The 21,360-nt window shown below is 35.7% G+C and carries 25 protein-coding genes and 1 tRNA gene; 14 read left to right on the top strand and 12 right to left on the bottom strand.

The features are described 5' to 3' along the window. Positions 1-10: 10 nt before the first annotated feature. On the top strand, positions 11-1,462 hold the full coding sequence (locus tag HQN85_RS14095) for a SusD/RagB family nutrient-binding outer membrane lipoprotein (protein WP_173273373.1): 1,452 nt from the start codon (positions 11-13) through the stop codon (positions 1,460-1,462). Between the two features lie 77 nt (positions 1,463-1,539). Next, positions 1,540-2,211 (top strand): hypothetical protein, encoded by a 672-nt coding sequence (locus HQN85_RS14090; RefSeq protein WP_173273370.1) that lies wholly within the window; start codon positions 1,540-1,542, stop codon positions 2,209-2,211. A gap of 2 nt (positions 2,212-2,213) precedes the next feature. Here HQN85_RS14090 and HQN85_RS14085 read toward each other — a convergent pair whose 3' ends face one another. Together HQN85_RS14085 and HQN85_RS14080 are read right to left on the bottom strand one after the other, a co-directional pair. After that, positions 2,214-2,540 (bottom strand): 2Fe-2S iron-sulfur cluster-binding protein, encoded by a 327-nt coding sequence (locus HQN85_RS14085; RefSeq protein ID WP_173273367.1) that lies wholly within the window; start codon positions 2,538-2,540, stop codon positions 2,214-2,216. Positions 2,541-2,542: 2 nt separating this feature from the next. Beyond that, entirely contained in the window at positions 2,543-3,553 is a 1,011-nt protein-coding gene (locus tag HQN85_RS14080) for an NAD(P)/FAD-dependent oxidoreductase (protein ID WP_173273363.1), read from the bottom strand. Positions 3,554-3,762: 209 nt separating this feature from the next. Here HQN85_RS14080 and HQN85_RS14075 point away from each other — a divergent pair, with 209 nt between their 5' ends. The 3 genes from HQN85_RS14075 (at position 3,763) to HQN85_RS14065 (ending at position 5,948) form a co-directional block, all read left to right on the top strand. After that, positions 3,763-4,503, top strand: a complete 741-nt coding sequence (locus HQN85_RS14075; protein ID WP_173273361.1) for a UDP-2,3-diacylglucosamine diphosphatase — start codon at positions 3,763-3,765, stop codon at positions 4,501-4,503. 203 nt (positions 4,504-4,706) lie between these two features. After that, positions 4,707-5,780, top strand: coding sequence for a peptide chain release factor 1 (gene prfA, locus HQN85_RS14070; protein WP_173273358.1), 1,074 nt, complete (start codon positions 4,707-4,709; stop codon positions 5,778-5,780). Between the two features lie 94 nt (positions 5,781-5,874). Continuing rightward, positions 5,875-5,948: transfer RNA gene (locus HQN85_RS14065), tRNA-Asp, on the top strand. Positions 5,949-6,150: 202 nt separating this feature from the next. Here the strand turns inward: HQN85_RS14065 and HQN85_RS14060 are convergent. The 4 genes from HQN85_RS14060 to HQN85_RS14045 all read right to left on the bottom strand — a co-directional run bounded on the left by HQN85_RS14060 (position 6,151) and on the right by HQN85_RS14045 (position 7,813). Further along, positions 6,151-6,324, bottom strand: coding sequence for a hypothetical protein (locus HQN85_RS14060; RefSeq protein WP_173273355.1), 174 nt, complete (start codon positions 6,322-6,324; stop codon positions 6,151-6,153). A 121-nt stretch (positions 6,325-6,445) separates the two neighbouring features. Further along, complete coding sequence (locus HQN85_RS14055; protein WP_173273352.1) at positions 6,446-6,760, bottom strand: recombinase family protein; 315 nt, start codon at positions 6,758-6,760, stop codon at positions 6,446-6,448. Between the two features lie 134 nt (positions 6,761-6,894). Then, positions 6,895-7,446 (bottom strand): ImmA/IrrE family metallo-endopeptidase, encoded by a 552-nt coding sequence (locus HQN85_RS14050; RefSeq protein ID WP_173273349.1) that lies wholly within the window; start codon positions 7,444-7,446, stop codon positions 6,895-6,897. A 4-nt stretch (positions 7,447-7,450) separates the two neighbouring features. Next, on the bottom strand, positions 7,451-7,813 hold the full coding sequence (locus tag HQN85_RS14045; RefSeq protein ID WP_173273346.1) for a helix-turn-helix domain-containing protein: 363 nt from the start codon (positions 7,811-7,813) through the stop codon (positions 7,451-7,453). 448 nt (positions 7,814-8,261) lie between these two features. Between HQN85_RS14045 and HQN85_RS14040 the strand changes: the two genes are divergently transcribed. The 5 genes from HQN85_RS14040 (at position 8,262) to HQN85_RS14025 (ending at position 13,017) form a co-directional block, all read left to right on the top strand. Then, positions 8,262-9,434: a multiubiquitin domain-containing protein gene (locus HQN85_RS14040; protein ID WP_173273342.1), complete on the top strand. Its 1,173-nt coding sequence runs from the start codon at positions 8,262-8,264 to the stop codon at positions 9,432-9,434. 3 nt (positions 9,435-9,437) lie between these two features. Continuing rightward, a complete protein-coding gene (locus HQN85_RS14035; RefSeq protein ID WP_173273339.1) occupies positions 9,438-10,835 on the top strand; it encodes a HesA/MoeB/ThiF family protein in 1,398 nt (465 codons plus the stop codon). Beyond that, positions 10,816-11,139 carry a DUF6527 family protein gene (locus HQN85_RS15940; protein WP_394353093.1) on the top strand — a complete coding sequence of 108 codons (324 nt, stop codon included), beginning with the start codon at positions 10,816-10,818 and terminating at the stop codon, positions 11,137-11,139. The genes HQN85_RS14035 and HQN85_RS15940 overlap by 20 nt, the downstream gene beginning before the upstream one ends. A 150-nt stretch (positions 11,140-11,289) precedes the next feature. Then, positions 11,290-11,466, top strand: a complete 177-nt coding sequence (locus HQN85_RS14030) for a hypothetical protein (protein WP_162796139.1) — start codon at positions 11,290-11,292, stop codon at positions 11,464-11,466. 9 nt (positions 11,467-11,475) lie between these two features. Continuing rightward, entirely contained in the window at positions 11,476-13,017 is a 1,542-nt protein-coding gene (locus HQN85_RS14025; RefSeq protein ID WP_173273336.1) for a hypothetical protein, read from the top strand. Between the two features lie 290 nt (positions 13,018-13,307). On the opposite strand, the gene HQN85_RS15935 is transcribed toward HQN85_RS14025, so the two are convergent. The 3 genes from HQN85_RS15935 to HQN85_RS14010 form a co-directional block, all read right to left on the bottom strand. Then, a complete protein-coding gene (locus tag HQN85_RS15935; RefSeq protein WP_173273549.1) occupies positions 13,308-13,427 on the bottom strand; it encodes a helix-turn-helix domain-containing protein in 120 nt (39 codons plus the stop codon). 586 nt (positions 13,428-14,013) lie between these two features. Then, positions 14,014-14,436 carry a hypothetical protein gene (locus HQN85_RS14015; protein WP_216847293.1) on the bottom strand — a complete coding sequence of 141 codons (423 nt, stop codon included), beginning with the start codon at positions 14,434-14,436 and terminating at the stop codon, positions 14,014-14,016. Next, on the bottom strand, positions 14,420-14,839 hold the full coding sequence (locus tag HQN85_RS14010) for a DUF5655 domain-containing protein (RefSeq protein ID WP_246249818.1): 420 nt from the start codon (positions 14,837-14,839) through the stop codon (positions 14,420-14,422). Before HQN85_RS14010 ends, HQN85_RS14015 begins: the two co-directional genes overlap by 17 nt. Positions 14,840-14,992: 153 nt before the next feature. Here HQN85_RS14010 and HQN85_RS14005 point away from each other — a divergent pair, with 153 nt between their 5' ends. Beyond that, on the top strand, positions 14,993-16,342 hold the full coding sequence (locus tag HQN85_RS14005; RefSeq protein WP_173273333.1) for a Gfo/Idh/MocA family protein: 1,350 nt from the start codon (positions 14,993-14,995) through the stop codon (positions 16,340-16,342). Between the two features lie 39 nt (positions 16,343-16,381). Here the strand turns inward: HQN85_RS14005 and HQN85_RS14000 are convergent, their stop codons facing one another. Together HQN85_RS14000 and HQN85_RS13995 are read right to left on the bottom strand one after the other, a co-directional pair. After that, the gene (locus tag HQN85_RS14000) at positions 16,382-17,404 is read right to left on the bottom strand and encodes a LacI family DNA-binding transcriptional regulator (protein WP_173273330.1); all 1,023 of its coding nucleotides are present in this window, start codon (positions 17,402-17,404) and stop codon (positions 16,382-16,384) included. A gap of 98 nt (positions 17,405-17,502) precedes the next feature. Continuing rightward, complete coding sequence (locus HQN85_RS13995) at positions 17,503-17,850, bottom strand: hypothetical protein (RefSeq protein WP_173273327.1); 348 nt, start codon at positions 17,848-17,850, stop codon at positions 17,503-17,505. A gap of 126 nt (positions 17,851-17,976) precedes the next feature. On the opposite strand from HQN85_RS13995, the gene HQN85_RS13990 reads away from it, so the two are divergent. Beyond that, complete coding sequence (locus HQN85_RS13990) at positions 17,977-18,510, top strand: ExbD/TolR family protein (RefSeq protein WP_173273325.1); 534 nt, start codon at positions 17,977-17,979, stop codon at positions 18,508-18,510. 58 nt (positions 18,511-18,568) lie between these two features. Here HQN85_RS13990 and metK read toward each other — a convergent pair whose 3' ends face one another. Then, a complete protein-coding gene (metK, locus tag HQN85_RS13985; RefSeq protein ID WP_173273321.1) occupies positions 18,569-19,819 on the bottom strand; it encodes a methionine adenosyltransferase in 1,251 nt (416 codons plus the stop codon). Between the two features lie 195 nt (positions 19,820-20,014). Here metK and HQN85_RS13980 point away from each other — a divergent pair, with 195 nt between their 5' ends. Continuing rightward, entirely contained in the window at positions 20,015-20,935 is a 921-nt protein-coding gene (locus HQN85_RS13980) for a diacylglycerol/lipid kinase family protein (RefSeq protein ID WP_246249816.1), read from the top strand. 32 nt (positions 20,936-20,967) lie between these two features. Beyond that, positions 20,968-21,324 (top strand): translation initiation factor, encoded by a 357-nt coding sequence (locus HQN85_RS13975; protein WP_379115079.1) that lies wholly within the window; start codon positions 20,968-20,970, stop codon positions 21,322-21,324. The last annotated feature ends 36 nt before the right edge of the window (positions 21,325-21,360 follow it).

The raw sequence follows: 21,360 nt of genomic DNA, 5'->3' as shown, positions 1-21,360 counted from the left end.
ACAAATACAGATGAGAATTTTTAAATATCTTTCACTAATAGCAATTGGCGGTGTTGTTATGAGTAGTTGCTCAAAATTAGAAGATTTTGGCGACATGAATGTTAACCCTACTGTAGTGGCAGTACCTACTACAAGAGCTTTATTAACAAATGCTGAACAAAATATTCCCGGATTGTTTTCTGGATCGGATATTAATAGCGTAATGTTAGCTCAATACCTTTCTGAAGGTCCTTACCTTACCAATTCTAACTATGCTCCAATAAATACTGGTATAGCGTATGGTGGGTTTTATACCTCTCCCTTAATTCAGTTAAAAACTATTATTGATTACAATAATAGCGGTAGTGTTTCAGCTGCTCCTGGTGCTAACGGTTCTAAAAATAATCAGTTAGCAGTTGCTAGAATCCTAAAAGCATTTATCTTTTGGAAGTTAACCGATAGATGGGGAGATTTACCTTATGAAGAGAGTTTGCAAGGAAATGCAAATATTACACCAAGTTTCCAAAAGCAAGAATTAATTTATAAAGACATCTTTAAGGAACTTAAAGAAGCTGCTGCACAGATTGATAATGCTGGAAACGTTACTGGTGATATTATCTTGAATGGTGATATGGCGGCTTGGAAAAGATTTGCGGCAACTCAACGTTTAATAATGGCGTTGCGTATGTCTAAAGTTTACCCTGGAGCTTCAGAATTAGCAGCTCAAGAGTTTAACGCTGCTTTACCAGATGTAATTGGTTCTAACGCACAGAATATCACTTACAAATATATTGCTGGAGATCCAAATAATTATAACCCTTGGTATAGTAACTATACAGTTAGCAATAGAAATGATTATGCCATTTCGACAACACTTGTTAATATAATGAAAAACAATGGTTCTGGCACAGATCCTCGTTTACCGAAATATGGCGAGGTTTTAGCTGGCGGAGTTGTTGGTTTACAGTATGGTCGTACCACTGCTATTAACATTCCTAATGCTTTTAGTAGAGTTGGAGATGCATATAGAACTCAAAGTGCTCCATCACCTATTTTCACTTATGCACAAGTACTTTTTGCAAAAGCTGAAGCAGCAAAAAGAGGTTGGATAGCTGGTGGTGATGCAAGTGCTGCTACTTATTATAATGATGGTATAGATGCTTCTTTAGCTCAAAATGGAGTAGCGGATGCAACATTCAAAACCCAAACAGGTATAGTATATAACCCACTTACTGGTTATGAGCAAATTGCTACTCAGAGATATGTAGCTACCTATTTGGATGGTTTCGAAGGATGGGCTGAATGGAGAAGAACTGGTTACCCTACATTGGCTCCGGGACCGAATAGTACATTACCAGCCATTCCAAGAAGAATCGTTTATCCAGCTAGTGATAAAACAACAAATAAAGTAAACTACGATAAAGCAGTTGCACAACAAGGACCAGATAGTCCTGCAACTAGAGTTTGGTGGGATAAACCATAATTTAAACTTTATAATAATTTAAAAAAAGACCAGCAATTGCTGGTCTTTTTTGTTAAATTTACTTTAAAAGTACTGCTATGAAAATATTAAAATTAAGTTTAGTTAGCCTGTTTATTATAATTTCTCATTTATGCATTGCCCAAAATGCCATAATTGCTAGAATAAAAGGAACCCCTTTCTTAAATGAAAACAAGAATATTGTTGAGGGATCCCCCTATTTGTTTGATGACTTTAAAGAAGGAATTTTTTTTGTTGAGAATGGCAGAACACCGGTTAATAATCTGCAGATTAAAATTAATTTAGTTACTAATCAGGTTTCTTATAACACTGATAAAGGTGAATTTAAGCCTGATGATCCAATCAAAAAATTCATTATCAAGGAAGGTGATGAGAGTCATACTTTTCAGAAAGGCTTTCCAGAGATAGATAAGGGAGGCACTGAAACGTACTATGAGGTAATATATGATGTATCATTGCCTATAGTTCTCAAAAAATATGTTAAAACAGTATTAATGGCTAAACAATATAATTCTTCAAAAACTACTGAAACTTATTTAAATAGCATAAAATATTATGTTTTTAATTCAAATTCAGAAATGACCAGGTTTTCAACTGATAAAAAAGCATTTTCAACGTATTTCCCAAATAAAGAAAATGAGATGTTGATGTTTTTAAAGGAAAAAAAGATAAACGTTAAGTCAGATAGTGGATTAAAAGAACTATTTGAGCATTATTCAAAGATCAAATAGTATTATACTGCGTGTAACCTTACTTTAAGCCCATCCATAGATGGGTTTAATTGTAATTGGCAAGCTAACCTAGAATTGGGTAATAAATCAGGTAGCGTATCTAACATCGCATATTCATCATCGCTCATTTCATTAAGCTTTTCTTCGCCTTCCATAACATCTACACAACAGGTTGCACATAAAGCCATGCCACCACAAGTGGCTAAAATATCATATTCACTAGCTTTCAAAAACTCCATTAGGCTTAAACCCATATCTGTAGGGGCAGTTAATGTGCTAACATTACCTTCGCGGTCCTCAACTTGTATTGAAATATCGTTTGTTTCCATTCTTAAAATTCAGTTACGCCATTAACAGTAGTATATTTCATTGTGTATTTAATTCCTGGGTTCATATACTGATAAGCGCTATGGCTCATCAAAGCGGCTTCATGGAAACCACATAGAATCAACTTTAATTTATTAGTATATGTATTAATATCGCCAATGGCATAAATACCAGGTATATTAGTGGAGTAGTCGTCGGTATTTACTTCAATGGCACTTTTACTTATGTTTAAATTCCATTGCTCTATAGGGCCTAATTTAGGGCTTAAACCAAATAAAGGAATTAGATGGTCAGCTTCAAAAGAAGTAGTTTCCATGGTTCTATTATGAATCACTTCGACTTTCTCTAATTTACCTTCCCCGGTAACTGAATTCAAATTGCTATTCAATACTAGGTTTATTTTTCCGCTTTCTGCTAGTTCCATTACTTTAGCAACCGAATCGGGCGCCCCACGGAAGCTTTCACTTCTATGTACTAATGTTAACTCAGAACAAATGTCAGCTAAGAAAATAGTCCAATCTAAAGCAGAATCACCACCACCTGCAATTACCATTTTTTGATCACGAAATTTTTCAGGATCTAAAATCATGTAATTAACACCTCTTCCATTTTCGAACTGTTCTAAGCCAGCTACAGCAGGTTTACGAGGCTCAAAACAACCTAATCCGCCAGCTATAACAACTACTTTAGCTTCGATAATAGTGCCCATGTTAGTGGTTAACACAAAATCAGCTTCTCCGCGTTTTTCTAAACCTTCAATTCTTTCACCCAATGTATAACCTGGATGAAAAGGTTTGGCCTGCTCTACTAAGTTGTCAATTAATTCTTGAGCCAACACTGTTGGATATCCTGGGATATCATATATAGGTTTTTTAGGATAAATTTCTGAAAGTTGACCACCAACTTGAGGTAAGTAATCAATAAGATGGCAACGCATTTTTAATAATCCGGCTTCAAAAATGGCAAATAAACCCACAGGTCCGGCGCCAATAATGGCTATATCAGTAGAAATCATGTGTTAAAATTTGAGGCAAAGTTACAAAATCGTGAACACTATTTAGATATGTTCCAAATTATTTTAAATAATATCTATTAATTCAGTAGTTTTTATTTTATAAAAATGATATTATTTAACTGGACAGAACTATATTTTGTGTTAGTATATCATACTCAAAATAGTAAGATGCTAAAAATTAACCATTTTCCGCTACCTTTGATTTATACATGGACAAAAACATTTATTTCGCCTCTGATTTTCATTTAGGGGCACCTAATTATGATGAAAGTCGCAAACGTGAAGAACGTATTGTAAGTTGGTTAAATTTTATTGAACCAACTTGTGCGGAACTCTTTTTAATGGGTGATGTTTTTGATTTTTGGTTTGAATACGGTAAGGTTATCCCAAAAGGGTTTGTTCGTTTGCAAGGTAAATTGGCACAAATGGCTGATGCTGGGATTAAAATCTATTTCTTTAAGGGAAACCACGACATGTGGGTGAATGATTATTTTACCAAAGAAATAGGAATCGAAATTATTAGCGACCAATTAATTATTGAACGAAATGGGAAGAAATTTTATTTACATCATGGAGATGGATTAGGTCCAGGAGATGCCAAATATAAATTTTTAAGAAAGATATTTAGGAACCGATTTTGTCAGTGGTTATTTGCGGTTTTACCCCCACGTATTGGGTTATTTATTGCTAATGGATGGTCAGGGAGTAGTAGAGTTGCCAGTAATAAAAAAGAAGTATTTTTGGGGAATGAAAATGAGTGGCTAGCCATTTTTGCTAAAGAGCAACTAGAAAAGGAACACTTTGATTATTTTATTTTCGGTCATCGACACCTGCCTCTTGATATTCAATTGAATGCAAATAGTCGTTATGTAAATATTGGCGAGTGGATTAACTATAATTCTTATGGAGTTTTTGATGGAGTGAATTTAAGATTGGAATATTTTAAGTAATGGATAAAATATTTAAACTTAATAGTTACTCTTAACAGAAAACTGAAACTGAGATTTTTTCCTTATTTTTGCATCTTATTGCACAGGCTTGTGTTTAATAAACCCGATTGAAGTGGAATTTTCTTTTTCTGAAAATTTTAAACGTAAAGCGGGACTTGCTTTGTTTTTTGTAACGAAGCGTATTTTCAAAAGAATTTAAAACTATGTTAGAGAAATTAGAAGCGATAAAGGTGCGTTGGGAAGATGTAGAGGAGCAATTGAGCAATCCTGATACAATACAGGATATGAAGCGTTTTGCTGCTTTGAATAAAGAATATAAGGACTTAGGCAAGATTGTAGATGGGTATAAAATCTACAAAAATGTGATGAGTAATATTGAGGCAAACAAAGAGATTTTGAGCACGGAAAAGGATCCAGAAATGCGTGAGATGGCAAAAGAGGAGTTGGATTTATTGTTGGCACAACAAGAGAAAATGGAAGAGGATATCCGTTTGATGTTGATACCAAAAGATCCAGAAGATGCTAAGAATGCCGTTTTTGAGATTAGAGGTGGAACTGGTGGTGATGAAGCAGCGTTATTTGCGGGTGATTTATATCGTATGTACAGCCGTTATTTTGATCAAAAGGGTTGGAAGGTTGAAACGGTTGATGTAACTGAAGGGACCGCTGGTGGATATAAAGAGGTAATTTTAAAGGTAAGTGGAGAGGATGTTTACGGCCAATTGAAATATGAATCGGGTGTGCATCGTGTACAACGTGTTCCTGATACAGAAACGCAAGGTCGTGTGCATACATCGGCGGCATCTGTGGCTGTTTTGCCAGAAGCTGAAGAAATTGATTTGTACATTAATCCAGCAGATATCGAATTGCACACTTCTCGTTCTGGAGGTGCTGGTGGTCAAAATGTAAACAAAGTTGAAACTAAAGTTCAGCTAACACATAAACCATCTGGAATTGTAGTAGTTTGTCAGCAAGATAGATCGCAATTAGGTAACCGTATTATAGCAATGGAAATGTTGCGTAGTAAGCTATATGATATTGAATTGCAGAAAAAGAATGGTGATGTTGCGGCTAGACGTAAGACTATGGTGTCAACTGGGGATAGATCTGCTAAGATTAGAACTTACAATTATCCGCAAGGAAGAGTAACTGATCATCGCATTGGTTTAACTTTATATAACTTAAGTGGTGTAATGGATGGTGGCGTACAAGAGTTGATTGATGCCCTACAATTTGCAGAGAATGCAGAAAAGATGAAAGAAGGTGCTGTCATTTAATGACTTACAATTATTTTAACTTTTTTGTTGTAAAATAAATTAAAGACACTATATTTGCAATCCCAATCCGAAAGTGATTTTGTTTTGGGAAAACGGGCCGGTAGTTCAGCTGGTTAGAATGCCGCCCTGTCACGGCGGAGGTCGCGGGTTCGAGTCCCGTCCGGCCCGCTGAGCGGGAGAATTGAAAAGTTCTCCCGCTTTTTTATGCGATATTATTTTGCAAATAGTTGATTTTCATGATTTTATGTTTCGAAATCCCTGAACCATTAGGGGTTCGATGAGGAAAAAATACAATTAGCTGATTTTCAATTGATTGAAGCTTTAAGTGAAGAGAGGGTAAACGGGACTCGAACCAAGTATCTATACTTATCTAATTTTCTAGGTTTTCAAGTTCATTTTCTTTCCCATAACATTCTTCAAAAGTCATTCTAACTATTATGTTAGAAATTAACTTTATGAGTGCATCCCGTTTTTGTTTTTTGGTTTTCAATGATGAAAATTCATCATCAACCTTCTTTTTATTACTAGCTGATTTTACCTTCATAGGCAGGAAATAATAATAAATATGCGGAATAGTCTTGAAGCTAATGTTAACCCATTATTACTTTTAAGTAAGTGTTTGGCTGCTTGTCTATTGTAGTAAAACCACTATGAAAAATCAGTGGCTATTCTCCTGCGCTCCTAAAAATATCAGCAAATTCTAAAAGTTCCTTGGTGCTTCTGGCAAGGCAGGAAAGCTTAGAAAAGACAACCCTGTTGATCTTCCCGTTTCTAATGTCATTTAACATTCGTTGAGACTCGAGAAGCTTTATTACAGTCTTACCGCTTATACCGTCAAGGCGGTATATTTTAACTAAGTCCCATCCTTTACCCTTAATATATTGCCTAGCACGTAATTCGTGGTGTTCAGGGCTTTCGTCCTTGACCTGCATGTCGGTGGATACGCGAATCCAAATCCCAACTTTAATCAGTTTTTCCATTTAGGCCAAGTTATCGAATATTATGGGCCAAAAGGAATTGGTCTGGGCCTGTTCAATATCAAACTATTTTCCAATATTGGAATAACAATATTATTTGGGGAAGCGTACACACAAAGAAATGAGCTTCTAGAAATCTAACCAAATCTTAACAGGCCTGAATTTAAAATGCGATAGTACATGGCTTGTGAGGAAACATCAAAAATCTTCGCCAGGTTTTTGATATCATCTTCGCTTCCCAAATCAAAATCAATTTTTTCGATAGCTTCTTTAAGCAGATGATCCGGCATAAGAATATATGCGGCAAATGTATTTGCCTCTCGTTCCAAAATTTGTGTCTGTTCTGAAAGGCCAGAATGTGTACTTCTGAAAATTGCATTGAAACCCTTGTCCATGAACATTGATGATTGTTCTCTATGCAGCACGAAATGTCCAAATTCATGTGCAATCGTGAAACGTCTCCTCACCCGTGATTCACTTTGGTTGTATCCAATTACTCCCTTGCCATCTTGGATAACCAAAACCCCAGATATGTCATCTTCAAAATCGAAAGGAGAAACGGTCAGTCCAGCTCTTTTGGCAACATCTTCAATTTTAATAGGGAGACTATATAATTTCATTCCCTGTAAAATATCATCTACTTGCTTTTTTATAAACTGTATGGATCTGCTATGGGTGCGAGTATTCATGTAGTTATTTATTAATTTGGCTTAAGAACTGCTGCATAGAGTTTTTAACACGCTCATTAAGATTAAGCATAGAGTCCGCAACTACCGCCGAAAAGTCCACTTCTGGAACCTCAACATTTTCTTCGAGCCTTTCAATATTCAATTCAACAGGGATTAAGTCAATATAGTCTACTTTCAGAATCCTGGCAATGGTAACCAGTAAAAATATGGATGGACGTTGTCGACCCTTTTCTATATTAACAACCGAAGCCCTTGTCATGTTTAACAATTCTGAGAATACTTCCTGACTGATATTTGCATTCAGTCGAAAATTTCTAATCCTTTCGCCGATTTGTTCGTAAAAAGATTCTTCTGAGATAGCACTCATAACTTGTTGATTTTAAATATCATAATACAAAGATGATTATTATTTAGAAAATATCCAAATAATTTTGCAATATTTAACAAATAAATAATTTTATAAAATTTTACATTTTATTTGGTTTTGTAAAATTTCGGCCTATATTTGTAAAGAAATAAAAAAAGCCAAGAGCAGAGCTCTCAGCTTTGTAAATTTTTAAGGTAGTCAATTAGGCTTTGCCAGCCTCATTAAAAACCTCCTTTGATCCGTGGTTGTTTCAAAGATAGTGACTACCTTTCATATTTACAAGCAAATAGGATAAAAACCTATTGAGAAGCAATCTTGGTCAGTCATGCAAATTAAAATTTAATTCAGGCAATACTACATTTTTAATTCCGCTGCAGCAGTTGCTGCCCCAGTCTCCATGGGAGGCTCAATTAATAGTATTCTAATTAAAATTTAATTTGTTAAAAAAATGGAAGATAAATCTTTCTCGGCTGAAAAGCCCCAAGTCTATAAAGCTACAGTTAATGATAAGAAAATAACTGTAAAAACACCAAAAATTACCGGTGCTGAACTATTAAAGGAAGCTGGAATCAAAGATCCAGAATGCCATACGCTATACCAAAAGCTAAAGGGCGACTTCAAAAGAATATCAATGGATGAGATTGTTGATCTTGGTAACCAAGGTACAGAGCATTTTGTTACCAAAGAAGCTGAAGTATTCAATTACCTGGTGGATGGAGAACCAGAAACAACGGACAAGAAGACTCTGACACCAGTTCAGATCATGGAGCTGAATGCTGTCGACACCAAACAGTTCTATCTTGTGCAGCTGAGGGACAAAGATGCAGAGATCAATTATGCATTCTCACCAGAAGAGTCGATCAAGATGCACTGCAGGGGTATGAGGTTCGTTACCCGCAAATGGCTTGACCTAGTCGATATAGAATCTTACGGTAAGGAATGTAAAGAAGTTCCCCCTGCTAGAATTTATAGGATCAAGGTGGATAAACGCTACCACGATTGGAACAGAAGGTTTATTACCGTTGCTGAACTTATCCAGTTGGAGTACCCGAACAGCTCGGCCCAGTTTGAGGTTTACAAGTTTGTGAACACTAGCCCAAAGCCGATTAAGCTTGGTTTATCGGAACAGGTAGATTTGACAGAAAGATGCCTGGTCAGGTTTACCATACAGCCAAAGGAACAGACTGATGGTTTGCAGTCTGTTGAGGAAGACGTCGTTCTTCGCAGGGAATTTAACCTGCCAGAAGAGGATGTCGATTTTTTAAATGGTCTTGGCCTCCCTTGGGAGGCCATTGGCAATCGTACCACTGGCGGAGGAATGTGGATATTGCTCCATGAATTTGTGATACCTGAGGGTTATCACCAAAAACATGCCACCGTTGCGCTCATGATTGCCCCTTCTTATCCTGCCACGGAAATAGACATGGCATATTTCTTTCCAGCTTTGACTAAAATTTCAGGGAAGGGCATAAATGCGTTGGCGGCTCAGCCTATAGACGGGAAAACCTATCAGCGTTGGTCCAGGCACCGTGCTCCAGGCCAATGGCGTCCGGGGGTCGATAACATTGCTAGCCATCTATGTCTGGTTGAGAACTGGTTGATTAAAGATTTGGGGAGATAGGAAATGAACACACTTAGGATTTCAGGTCATCATTATGGCCAACTAAAGGAGCATTTGTTCCCTGGAGACAACAAGGAGGCCGTTGCAATAGCTCTTTGCGGCAGAGGAACATTCAACAGCAACGAGCAGTTTCTGATTCAGGAACTTTTGCTCGTACCATATGAAGTCTGTGACAGGAAGCACGATTATATTAATTGGCCAACCGACATTATCAATCCATTCCTAGAGAGAGCTGCAAAACGTGATTTGGCAATCGTAAAGTTTCATTGCCATCCAGGACCTGGAATACACGAGTATTTTTCAGATTTGGATGATGTTGCGGACGACACGTTGTTTAAGAGTATCCAATCTTGGCTCGACAACGAGCATAGCCACGCAAGTTGTATTATGCTTCCTGACGGTCGCATTTTTGGCAGAGTATTCAAAGGAGAGATGCAGAGCGAACCTATGCACAAAGTCCTGATTGCCGGAAGCGACGTACTGATTTGGCGCTATACAGAAGACGGATCGAAAATTGCGGAGGATGCGCAGCTACGTAATAGACAGGCCTTCGGAGAAAAAACAGTTTCCGAGCTTAACAAGATGAAGGTAGGAATAGTTGGTTGTTCAGGAACAGGCAGTATTACTATTGAGCAGTTAAAAAGACTGGGGGTAGGCGAACTGGTGCTGGTCGATCCCGACTATATCGACGGCCTTAATTTAAACAGGATAATCGGGTCTAAACGTTCAGATGCTGAAAGCAACGTGCCTAAGACCGAAGTGATGAAGAGAGAAATAGATGCTTTGGGCATAGGCACTAAAGTAACTGTTTTCTATTCGGACATATCAAAAAGAGAAGTAGTCAAAGAGCTTGCTGATTGCGACTTTCTGTTCAGCTGTGTGGATGGTGCGGAGGGAAGGCATATTCTGAACCTTATATCATCCTTTTATGTTTTGCCTTTGATTGACATGGGCGTCAAATTGAACGCAGATGGGCAAGGAGGAATCAACAACATCTTCGGACAGGTGCATTTTGTCCAGCCCGGAGGATCAAGTCTATTGAATAGGCACCAGTATGGCTTGGACAGACTCCTTTCGGAATCTATCAAAAGGATTGATGGGGAAGAACATGCAAGGAACCAGTATCTGGCAAGTGTTTCGGAAAGCAGTCCAGCAGTTATAAGTATAAACATGCAGGTTTCAGCAACGGCTGTAAACGATTTTTTGGCTCGCATCCATCCATTCAGGAACATGCCGAATTCTGAGGTAGACGTAATAAAGATAGACTATACCGATTGCGTTTCCTATTCCGAACAGATGAAAGAACCATGTGCCTTCTTCAATAAATGGATTGGGAAAGGTGATATTGAGCCGTTATTGAACAGTCCAGAATTGAGCAGGCATGTTGAGAAAGTTTATTAGTTGGATAAAAGCGTTATTCAGGAAGAAGACGCTATACGGATATAAAACGGTAGAAGATGTCCCGGATAGGATGAAAGATAAGATGGTCTACCTCATAAGCAATCAGGGATATGTCTGGCAGTGTGTTCTGCTATGCCCATGTGGGTGCGGTAAAAAGCTCTACACAAATCTGATGGATGACTTCGACCCATGTTGGAAATATGTGATAGAAGATAAAACGATTTCTCTTAAACCATCGATTGACCGATTGGTAGGTTGCAAAAGCCATTTCTTTCTCAAGCACGGAAAGATCATCTGGTGCTAATCGCGCCTTTCCGACAAAAAACAAACAATCTAGAAAAACTTTTCTGGATTGTTTGTTTTTATAGAAATTGATATTTAGATTAGTATAGCAATTTCAATCTAACGTTAGTATCTTTGCCGTCCCAAAAACGGCATGAATTAATTTTTTATTATGGAAAAACTTCAAGCATCACAGATTTTAGTGCCAGGCGCTGAAATCAAGGCTATTAGGCTAAAGCAGTCTAAAGCCGTGAAAGACGCTATCGCTGCTACCATTAAATTGCAAGAAGAAATCCTCAAGTTAAAAGATGTAGATCAAGAAACGCTAAAACTTGTAGTACAGTTATAATATAGTGTTTTGAAGATTCTCGCTTTCAATGAGGATAATCTAGCGTCCTCACTCTCAAATAAATATACAACACCGGAACAGGTTAAGATCAAGCAGCACTATAAGTATTTCTGGAAATACTTAAGCAGTAAGGAACTTGGCGCAAAAACCATCTTGATAGAAGAAGGTTATGTAAGCCGTGATTATCTCCACGACTATGCCTCCTATTATGCACTATGTTTCGAAAACTATGACAAGGTATGCCGTAGGGTACATTTTTTTGATACCAAGTTTACAAAAAAGACGTTTCAGGAAAACATCCTGAAAACAAAAGAAAATGCAAAGGAATTCTGGAGTCATTATGTAGGTTTCATTGTAATAAAGCCTATTCCCGTTAAAATGATAGGCTATTCCGTTCTGAAGACCTACTCCAATGGTGAAAACCTAAGTGACCGCAATTTTTGGGGGTTAAGAACATATAGGATCAACTTGTACGGCACCGAATTAAAACTCAGATCCCTAGCCTTTCAGGAACAGGATTCCGTTATCGCAGCCTGTGCCACAACCGCCATCTGGTCTATGTTGAACAAGGCGGCGGTAGATTTTCACACCATCCTAAAATCTCCGAGTCAGATAACTTTGGATGCGGACAATGTTTCACCAGATGGGAGCCGCCTTTTTCCGAACAAAGGCCTTAGCATCCTGCAGATTTCACAGGCCATATTGAATTCTGGCCTTGTATCCGAAATTAAGGAGGCTGACCTCCGGACCGCAGTCCATCCTTTCAAGGTTGTCAGCAACCATTATCTCAAAAAAATAATTAATGCGTATTCTGGAATAGGTATTCCAATAATTCTCGTTATCAGGGTTCCGAATGGAGGACAGCATGGTCTCCATGCCATAACGGTATCTGGTTTCAAATCTCTTGCTCCACAGCCGATAGTTCCTCAAAAGAAAATGAGCTACATGTCGGATAACATCGATAAGATATATGCTCACGACGATCAATGGGGACCTTTCGTGAGGATAAATTTTGATGGGGACCATAATCTGATAACTCCATGGACAGAAGGACATAAGCAAAAAGAACCTACTCTTGTTAAAAGTATCGTATTGCCCATATATCCTAAAGTTCGCATTTCATTTCAGGATCTTGAGGTTATTGTTGCTGGCCTAGATACCATATTGACCTTTTTCTTCGATGGCGTTATTGTAGCCGACCTTGTGTGGGATATCAAGATAGAATACAGTGAAAAATACAAGAAAATAATTAAAGGGTCCGGTCTTGAAGCCTCAAAGAAAATTGAACTACTTACTACCAGTTTGCCGAAGTACGTTTGGATCGCATCTTGTCACATTGGTGAACATAAGTTGATGTGCTTTACCTTTGACGCTACCAATATCAACCATGCGATGATTGGCCTAAGCGTAATATCTTACCTACCAGATAATATACAGGGCGAGCTGATAAAATTCTTGGAATTAAACAGAGATAATCTACAATACCTATTCAAGCATATGGCAAGTGAACGGTACTATGAATTTCTGATTAAGGAACTTTCCAAAAAATAATTGACAAGAGAGCTAGTCAACGGTCGTTTTAAACATGGCCTTTAATTGTCATTACCTGCATACGCCCAAGAATAGATTATAGGTCTAGTTTTGACAAACCTGGAGGATATTCGACAGTAATTCTAGGACGAGACAAAGTGTAATAAGAGGCTTTGGCGTAGCAAAAGGCGGCATTCATATCAAGTTGATCGAAGCTAAAAATCAGTCAACTGGACACTTTCAAGCGAAAGGGACTGCACACTTTGAAGCGGAAAAAAGTGACCACTTTGAAAGAAAACAGGTGGCCACTTTTAGGATATCCTCCATTTATTTGCCTTATCCAACAAAATTTCGAGTTTTAGCAGATGTTTAGGAGCTGGAATTCGTTTCCCATTTTCCCACTCTGTTACTGTTGACGGGTCAACTTTCAGGAGGTTCCCAAGCGCATCCTAGAAGTGGTTCCATTTCTATGTTTGTAAGCCTTTATCCTTCCTGATCGACATTGAAATACAGTTGGCCAAACAGGAAGAGATCGAAGAGTAAAACTTAATCTTGTACTGACATCGCAGGAAATCCTCGGCTTGTTTATGGTATTAACTCCATAAAGTTGCTGATTTTTAAACTTGGATTATTACAAATAATAGGTTCAATTATTTCTAAAATTAGCAATAGATATTCAAAGAGTCTCTTGAACACAATAGACCTTGTATATTTGCATTCTTGGTTAGTGAGCAGATCCAAAATCGAAGTCGCTGTAGTTAAATATAGAGGTTAGTTATACCTAACTGTTAAATTCTATTCCCGTATTTTCTTTTGGTTTTAGGTTTTGTTCTGCCTAACGGATTGGTAAGTAGTATAGAGTTCCCAACTCTATTTCCAATTGATTTATCTAACTCTATATTACCAATGAATGTTAAAAGGGGTACAAGGGGTTCGATTGTAGCCCCGTTCAGCCCGCAAAAAAAGCCTTAACGAAAGTTGAGGCTTTTTCTGTTTATGGCTTTTTGGATTCTACGATTATTTCAATCGCTTAGGTAAAAAGGTTAAAATAATACTTTTAAATTTCGCCAATACATCCCAAAACTTTCTATTGCTATCTACATCACTTTCCCCACAATCAATAATATCACTTCTATTAATAATAAAATCTGCAGCTTCCTCAACCAATTTTAAGCTGATTAGATTTTTCATCGCTTTAGCAAAATAACTAGCGTATGCGTGTGCCCATATTTCTATGATAAAGGAATCATTGTCAATTGCTAGTTCTTTCCCGAAATAGCTCAGGTAATCTGTTTTAATGCTATTTACCAATACTTCAGAACGCTGCTCGATATCGGTAGTCAAAAATTTTTGTAATGCTTTAGGTCTTTTAATTCTGATGAGTTTATTTTCAAAAAAGACAACTAATTTGCAATCATTTAGCTCATATATCTTTTCCATTTATATAAGCTTTTTTCATGTAGGTTAACACTTCATCATTTACATCTTCTGGCAAATAAATTCTTAAATGGTGGTTGTAATCATTACTTCCTGGAACTGCTGCTATTTTGCGGAAGCAATAATTATCTTCAAAGGGTTCTTTAAAAGGAAATACAATATCAATAAAATCTTTTCCTAGTTTAATAATATAAGCAAATCGTTTATTAGCCGATAGCGCTATCATCGTTTTTGTCGCGTGTAATTTTATATCTCCTACTTCTTTGTATTTAGTAATAAAATGATTGAACAAATCAATTGTTTTATCACTTTTTCCAATAAGGAAGTCATCAATTGTTTTATCTCCACAATAATGGATTTGATTAGGATTCTGAAAAGTTTGATTGCATAAAACGCAAGTCCACATATTGAATGAGCAAATAAAGTTATGCTAAGTTAAATATTTGGAAAGATTATCAAACGTTTGCGTTGCATAAAACATAACATCTGTATCGCTTAAAAGGTTAATTTTTATAATTTACAATTGAATTAAGAATAACCTGAAACCAAAAAACACAAAATGGAAAGAAGAGATTTTATTAAAAATGGTGCTGTTGCAGCAGCAGGTATAAGCATTTTACCTACCGGAACTTTATTTGCAAAGGATAATGGTAGAGTAAGATTAGGCTATATTGGCGTTGGCGCCAGAGGAATGAGTCACATTAGCGAAGGTGTATTAAGAGATGATGTAGAAATTGTGGCGATTTGCGATACTCAAGAAAGTTCGTTAAAAATATGTAGGTCATTTATTGCTAAATCTGGAAGACCGGCAGCTAAAGAATACACCGGCAGTCTTGATGCTTATAAGGCACTATTAGATAGAAAAGATATTGATGCAGTAATTATAGCTACACCCTGGCAATTTCATCATCCACAGGCTATTTATGCAATGAAAGCTGAAAAATACGTGGGTTGCGAGGTAATAGCTGGTTTAACAGTAGAGGAGCATTGGGATATTGTTAAAACCTCAGAAAAAACTGGAATGCCATATTCTACCTTAGAAAATGTTTGCTATCGCAGAGATGTAATGGCGGTTTTAAATATGGTTAGACAAGGAGTTTTTGGAGAACTAATTCATTTAGAAGGTGGTTATCAGCATAATTTAAGAAATGTGCTTTTTAACAACGGTAAAAATTATTATGGTGGAGGCGTAGAATATGGGCCTAATGCATTAAGTGAAGCGCAATGGCGTACTCAGTTTAATATTGATCAAGATGGGGACTTGTACCCAACCCATGGTGCTGGCCCAATAATGCAATATGCAAATATTAACAGAGGAAACCGATTTACAAACTTGGTTTCTTTTAGCTCTAAAGCACGTGGTCTAGCGAGCTATGTAAATGATCTTTCACCAGGCCACCCTAATTCAAAAATCAATTATAAAAACGGTGATGTAACTACTACATTAATTAATTGTGCTAACGGGGAAACGGTATTGCTATCCCATGATACACATTTGCCAAGACCATATTCTTTAGGATTTAGAGTGCAAGGAACTGAAGGTATCTGGATGGATGTAGCTAAATCTATATATATTGAAAAACAAGCCAAGAGAAATGATGCTTGGGAACCGGTAAAAGAATGGTTTGATAAATATGATCATCCGGTTTGGAAAAAATACGCAAAAGATGCTGAAGGCGCAGGACATGGTGGAATGGACTGGTTTGTATTTAATGGCTTTATTCAGGCTGTAAAAGCTAAAAAACAAACACCAATTGATGTTTATGATTCTGTAACAATGAGCGTAATTACACCTCTATCTACAAAATCCTTAAAAGAAGGGAATAAACCACAAGAGTTTCCAGATTTTACAAAAGGAGCTTGGAAAGATAGAAAAAATGTATTCGCACTTGATGATAGTGGATTTTAAGATTTAAAGTGGGCTGAAAGAAATTTCAGCCTTTTTTATTTAATCTTTATGGGTTTCAATAAGCTGCGATTCAATTATTGTTTTATAATATCCTTGGGTTTCTTCGTTCACATCGCTATTTAATAAATCTAATAAAGTATCAATAGCTTTTTGTCCTTGTATAGTAGGAAATTGCTCAACCGAAGCTACTGGAGGATGCTCCATAAAACCTATAATTGAAGAATTTGCATAACTAACAAATTCAATTTCCTGATCCGTATTTAAGTTAAAGCGTCTTAAAGATTTAATCGCAAAAGCAGATACATAATCATTGAATGTTACTATAGCTGTGGGTTTGCGTTTATGATTTAATAGGGTCTCTAATGCTGTTTTGGTACCGGCTTCTGTTAAATCACAATCTACAATTAAAGTAGGATCATATTTTAATCTATTTTTATAGAGTGCTTTTATATAGCCTTCTTTTCTTTGTCCGCTAGCAACAAGCGTGTTTGGTCCGTTAATTAAGCCAATGCTACGATGACCTCTTTTTAATAAATAATTAACAGCCTCAATACTTCCTGTTTCTATATTGCAAGCCACATAGTGAATGTTTTTAATTGGAGGAATTCTATCAAAAAATACAACAGGAATTTGATGTTTTCTTAACAATTCAAAATGATCAAAATTAGAAGTTGTTTTAGCTACAGAAACCAGTAAGCCATCAATTCTATGGTTTTTCATTTTTTCTACTAATTGTTTTTCTCTTCCTTCCTCATCATGAGATTGAGCCAATAAAACAGTATAATTTTTTTTATAGGCAATATCTTCAATTGCACTAATTGCAGAAGCAAAAAATGCTTCTGCAAGCTCTGGTAAAATTACACCTATTGTATACGTTCTCCCTTTTTGAAAAAAAATAGCAGTTTGATTAGGCTCATATTCCATTTCTTTAGCCATAAGTTTCACTTTTTGTTGTGTACTTAAGCTAATGCTTGGATGGCCATGTAATGCTCTAGAAACTGTAGAAATAGACAAATTTAGTTTCTTCGCGATTTCTTTAATGGTAATTGGTTTCTTAATCATCTGTCTGTTGCGCCAAACGGCTTTCGAAGATAACTATTTTATACTACATATTGATATCAAACGTTTGTGCTAAATTAATTATTATCTGGTCATTTAACCTAGCTAAATAGCTCTTGCTCATCACGATCTGCTACAGGTATCTTCTTTAAAAAATCGTCGAAAGTAGGGCCATCGTTATCGGAATAAATGCCATAAGCATCTAAAATGTAACCTATGTTTTTTTCGTTATCCTCTACTATATAAAGAACAGAATTATCTGCAGGGTCAGACATTCCTTCAAATCGATATGTTTTTACAATTGTTAATTCCTCAGGTGTATATATTTTATTGAAATTAACCGATTGCATTTTTCCATGATCTGACATTCTAATTTCATTGTCTTTTCCTTTAAGTCTTAGTTTCTCTAATATTTGGCTCAAAGTGTTCATTTCTACTGGCTGTTCCATGATTTTTAATGTTTATGTAACGTAAAAACAACGACAAATGAAATTGGTTTTTTATTTTAAATAGATAATTTAAAACAGATTATGAAATATGTGATCAAATGTCATCCTATTAAAAACTAAGCAAGTATGGCATCACTTAACATTCCACAAAACGGCAAGGCTGTAAATGGGAGAACCAAAAAACCTCTACCAAGTGTAGATTTAACTGCAATGGTAGATTTAGCATTTTTGTTAATTACATTTTTTATGCTAACAACTTCTTTAGCTAAAATGAAGGCTCTAGAAATTGCTAAACCAGTCCCCTCAAAACCAATTGATTATGCCGATTATCCAGCATCTCGAACAATGACTATCCTTTTAGGAAAAAATAACCAGGCAGTTTATTATACGGGAGAAGCGAAAAATGCTGCAATGCAAATGATTAATTTGACTTCTATCAAAAAAGTGATCCTCCTGAATAAACTAAGAGTTGCTAAGAATCACACCACTGATCGAGAAAAGGAAATGTTGGTAATTATTAAACCAACTAATACTTCAACCTATAAAAACTTTGTAGATATAATTGATGAAATGAATATTTCGAATATTAAATCTTACGCTATAGATGATAAATATATTGCTGATCAAGAAAAAGTGTTTTTAAAAGAAAAGGGAATATAATAACAAAAAAGCCTTCTAGTATAACTGGAAGGCTTTAATATATTTAATGTACTAATGATTATAAACCAAATGCAGCCTTTACTTTATCTACGAAATCAAGTTTTTCCCAAGTAAATAATTCAACAGTTACTGCTCTTTCTTCACCATTTGGTGTTTTAAAAGTTTTTGTAACCGTTTCAGGTGTACGCCCCATGTGCCCGTAAGCTGCAGTTTCACTATAAATTGGGTTTCTTAATTTTAAGCGTTGCTCGATGAAATAAGGGCGCATATCGAAAATCGTTTCTACTTTTTTACTGATTTCACCATCAGTTAAATTCACTTTAGAAGTGCCATAAGTAACTACATTTATTGAAGTTGGTTTTGCAACTCCAATGGCATAACTAACTTGAACTAAAATCTCATCAGCAATGCCTGCAGCAACTAAGTTTTTAGCAATATGACGAGTCGCATAAGCCGCACTTCTATCTACTTTACTTGGATCTTTTCCAGAAAATGCACCACCACCATGAGCGCCTTTTCCTCCGTAAGTGTCAACAATAATTTTTCTTCCCGTTAGGCCAGTATCGCCATGTGGACCACCAATTACAAATTTTCCAGTTGGATTAATGTGATAGGTGATTTGATCATTAAATAAATGAGCGTACTGAGGATATTTTGCTTTAATTCTAGGAATTAAAATAGAAATTAAATCAGATTTAATTTTTGAAAGCATTGCCGATTCCTCATCAAAATCATCATGTTGAGTTGAAATTACGATTGCATCAATTCTTTGTGGTTTATTATCATCAGAATATTCTAAAGTTACCTGAGATTTTGCATCTGGACGTAAATATGTAATTTCAGAATTTTCTCTTCTTAAATTAGCTAATTCGATTAATAATGCATGAGATAAATCAAGTGCCAAAGGCATATAGTTTTCAGTTTCGTTAGTTGCATAACCAAACATCATTCCTTGATCTCCTGCACCTTGCTCTTCTTTTGTAGTTCTATCTACACCTTGATTAATATCTTGTGATTGTTCATGAATAGCTGATAAAATTCCACAAGAATTTGCCTCAAACATGTATTCACTTTTCGTGTAACCAATTTTTTTGATTACATCTCTAGCAATTTGTTGTACATCTAAATAAGTTTTAGATTTAACTTCACCTGCTAAAATAACTTGGCCTGTTGTAACTAAAGTTTCACACGCCACCTTAGATTCACTATCGAATGCTAAAAAGTTATCAATTAATGCGTCTGAAATTTGATCTGCAATTTTATCTGGATGACCTTCAGATACAGATTCTGATGTAAATAAATATGACATTTTAAATAATTAATCTTTAATAAACTTATTATGTAAAATGGATTTTGATCCTGTAAACAGGCAGTAAAAGGAAGTGTGATATTGGTTAGCACTTTTTTTTACGTGGTTGCAATCCCGCTAATATTTCATAGCATCGCAAATCAGTCCACTTTTAACACCGCAAAATTACTATAATATTATTAATAGTCAAAAATTATGAAGTATTTTGTGCAACCAAATCTTTATAAATTGTCAAAAGAAAATATTTTATTTATTATTAATCCAATATCTGGAGGTAAAAAAAAACAAAAAATACCCGGATTAATTGATACTTATTTAGATAAAACTAAATTTAATCCAAATTATAGCTTTACCGAATATGTTGGTCATGCAGCAGAATTAGCAGAAGAAGCAGCTAATAAAAATTATGATGTTATTGTTGCAGTGGGGGGAGATGGAACAATAAATGAGATTGCGCCTAAGGTAATGCAGCTGAATAAAACTTTAGGCATAATCCCTTTTGGTTCTGGTAATGGCTTAGCTCGTTTCTTGAAAATCCCTATGGATTCTAAGAAAGCAATTCAGTTAATTAATGCGTTTAACACACAAGTTATAGACGCAGCCAAATTAAATGATAAGTACTTTTTTAATATGGCAGGGATGGGCTTTGATGCTCATATAAGTTCAGTATTTGCAGGAAACAAGAGCAGAGGACTAAAAGGATACATAGAAATGGGGTTAAAAGAAATGATTAATTACAAACCTCAAAACTATCAAATTGAAATTGACGGAAAGAGCTACACAAGAGATGCTTTTGTAATTAGTATTGCGAATTCATCTCAATACGGTAACAATGTTTATATTTCGCCTAAATCCTCTTTAACTGATGGATTATTAGATGTTTGCATTGTTAAACCATTTCCTCTATATAAAATTACACTTTTAGCTTATCAAATGATAAAAGCAACAACAGATAGATCTCGATTAGTGGAAATTATTAGAGGTAAAAATATTAAAATTACCAGAGTAAAAGAAGATTCTATTCATTTAGATGGTGAACCTTATTTTATGGGAGAAAATTTAGAAATCGAAGTGATTCCAGCAGCTTTAAAAATAATTACTGGAACAAGTAAATAAAATTGAACATTCGAGAAATTAAATACAATATAGTGGCAAAAGAGAAAAAAAAGATTATTAACGATTTTGGTGGAATTATGTATTCAACAGACCCTTCATTTGTTTACGAAGAAGAAACAATTGCAAATGATGAACCAATTTCAAATGCGCAACAAGATTTAAGAGTAACTTTAGACAAAAAGAATAGAGGAGGTAAAGCAGTAACATTAATTACTGGGTTTAGAGGAGGTGATGAAAAATTAATGGATTTAGCAAAAATGCTAAAAACAAAATGCGGAGTTGGTGGAGCAGCCAAAGATGGAGAAATATTAATACAAGGAGATTTTAGAGATAAGGTGATTTTAATCCTCCAAAAAGAAGAGTTTAAGGTAAAAAAATCTGGAGGTTAATATAGTGTTAATTTTTATATTAAACATCTGATTTCA

Origin of the sequence: Pedobacter boryungensis, from assembly GCF_013204825.1 — a bacterium.
Lineage (GTDB): Bacteria > Bacteroidota > Bacteroidia > Sphingobacteriales > Sphingobacteriaceae > Pedobacter > Pedobacter boryungensis.
The sequence above is the reverse complement of the archived record's forward strand: the minus strand, read 5'-3'. Positions and strand labels throughout refer to the sequence as shown.

Coding starts and splice junctions, on each gene's coding strand:
- HQN85_RS14075 (WP_173273361.1), top strand. CDS start 3,763: ATGGACAAAAACATTTATTTCGCCTCTGATTTTCATTTAGGGGCACCT.
- HQN85_RS13990 (WP_173273325.1), top strand. CDS start 17,977: ATGGCATCACTTAACATTCCACAAAACGGCAAGGCTGTAAATGGGAGA.
- HQN85_RS14045 (WP_173273346.1), bottom strand. CDS start 7,813: ATGAGTGCTATCTCAGAAGAATCTTTTTACGAACAAATCGGCGAAAGG.
- HQN85_RS14050 (WP_173273349.1), bottom strand. CDS start 7,446: ATGAATACTCGCACCCATAGCAGATCCATACAGTTTATAAAAAAGCAA.
- HQN85_RS14095 (WP_173273373.1), top strand. CDS start 11: ATGAGAATTTTTAAATATCTTTCACTAATAGCAATTGGCGGTGTTGTT.
- HQN85_RS14030 (WP_162796139.1), top strand. CDS start 11,290: ATGGAAAAACTTCAAGCATCACAGATTTTAGTGCCAGGCGCTGAAATC.
- HQN85_RS14060 (WP_173273355.1), bottom strand. CDS start 6,324: ATGAAGGTAAAATCAGCTAGTAATAAAAAGAAGGTTGATGATGAATTT.
- HQN85_RS14015 (WP_216847293.1), bottom strand. CDS start 14,436: ATGGAAAAGATATATGAGCTAAATGATTGCAAATTAGTTGTCTTTTTT.
- HQN85_RS14035 (WP_173273339.1), top strand. CDS start 9,438: ATGAACACACTTAGGATTTCAGGTCATCATTATGGCCAACTAAAGGAG.
- HQN85_RS14005 (WP_173273333.1), top strand. CDS start 14,993: ATGGAAAGAAGAGATTTTATTAAAAATGGTGCTGTTGCAGCAGCAGGT.
- HQN85_RS14055 (WP_173273352.1), bottom strand. CDS start 6,760: ATGGAAAAACTGATTAAAGTTGGGATTTGGATTCGCGTATCCACCGAC.
- HQN85_RS13995 (WP_173273327.1), bottom strand. CDS start 17,850: ATGGAACAGCCAGTAGAAATGAACACTTTGAGCCAAATATTAGAGAAA.
- HQN85_RS14080 (WP_173273363.1), bottom strand. CDS start 3,553: ATGATTTCTACTGATATAGCCATTATTGGCGCCGGACCTGTGGGTTTA.
- HQN85_RS15940 (WP_394353093.1), top strand. CDS start 10,816: ATGTTGAGAAAGTTTATTAGTTGGATAAAAGCGTTATTCAGGAAGAAG.
- HQN85_RS14010 (WP_246249818.1), bottom strand. CDS start 14,839: ATGTGGACTTGCGTTTTATGCAATCAAACTTTTCAGAATCCTAATCAA.
- HQN85_RS14000 (WP_173273330.1), bottom strand. CDS start 17,404: ATGATTAAGAAACCAATTACCATTAAAGAAATCGCGAAGAAACTAAAT.
- prfA (WP_173273358.1), top strand. CDS start 4,707: ATGTTAGAGAAATTAGAAGCGATAAAGGTGCGTTGGGAAGATGTAGAG.
- HQN85_RS14085 (WP_173273367.1), bottom strand. CDS start 2,540: ATGGAAACAAACGATATTTCAATACAAGTTGAGGACCGCGAAGGTAAT.
- HQN85_RS14090 (WP_173273370.1), top strand. CDS start 1,540: ATGAAAATATTAAAATTAAGTTTAGTTAGCCTGTTTATTATAATTTCT.
- HQN85_RS14040 (WP_173273342.1), top strand. CDS start 8,262: ATGGAAGATAAATCTTTCTCGGCTGAAAAGCCCCAAGTCTATAAAGCT.
- metK (WP_173273321.1), bottom strand. CDS start 19,819: ATGTCATATTTATTTACATCAGAATCTGTATCTGAAGGTCATCCAGAT.
- HQN85_RS13980 (WP_246249816.1), top strand. CDS start 20,015: ATGAAGTATTTTGTGCAACCAAATCTTTATAAATTGTCAAAAGAAAAT.